The organism is Mesorhizobium silamurunense (assembly GCF_014843905.1).
In the GTDB taxonomy this organism is placed as follows: domain Bacteria; phylum Pseudomonadota; class Alphaproteobacteria; order Rhizobiales; family Rhizobiaceae; genus Mesorhizobium; species Mesorhizobium silamurunense.
Map to the genome: position 1 here is coordinate 1 of NZ_LPVS01000176.1, position 515 is coordinate 515.

1 protein-coding gene is annotated in these 515 nt (G+C 59.6%); it reads right to left on the minus strand.

Annotated features, from left to right (window positions below):
- Window positions 1–6: 6 nt before the first annotated feature.
- Complete coding sequence (locus tag AU465_RS32915; protein WP_312891344.1) at window positions 7–426, minus strand: IS5 family transposase; 420 nt, start codon at window positions 424–426, stop codon at window positions 7–9.
- Window positions 427–515 lie beyond the last annotated feature (89 nt).

Here is a 515-nt window from a genome sequence, read left to right on the forward strand (position 1 = left end):
CTAGGGTCAGGACTCATTGATCCAGAAGATGAAGGCTGCAGCGAAGGCGATCGCCGACAGGAAGGTGTGAGCACATCGGTCGTATCTGGTGTGGATGCGTCGCCAGTCTTTGAGGCGTGCGAACATGTTCTCGATCCTGTGGCGTTGTCGGTATAGGACAGGATCGTAGCTGTGCTGAACACGATGCTTGGCATGGGGTGGGATGCATGGCGTGATACCGCGCTCGACGAGCGCCTGGCGGAAGGCCGCTGAACTGTAGGCCCGATCGGCCAGCAGGGCGTTGGCGGCGGGCAAATCCTCGATCACTGCCGCAGCAGTCTTGTGATCATTGGCCTGCCCTTCGCTCAGATGCAGCAGCCGCGGACGTCCCTTGCCGTCACAGACCACTTGCAGCTTGGTGGTCAGTCCGCCTCGGCTGCGTCCGATACATCGGGATAGAGCCCCTTTTTAAGGAGGCTGGCGGCAGTGCGATGCGCTTTGAGATGGGTGGCATCGATCATCAGATTGTCCGTTTT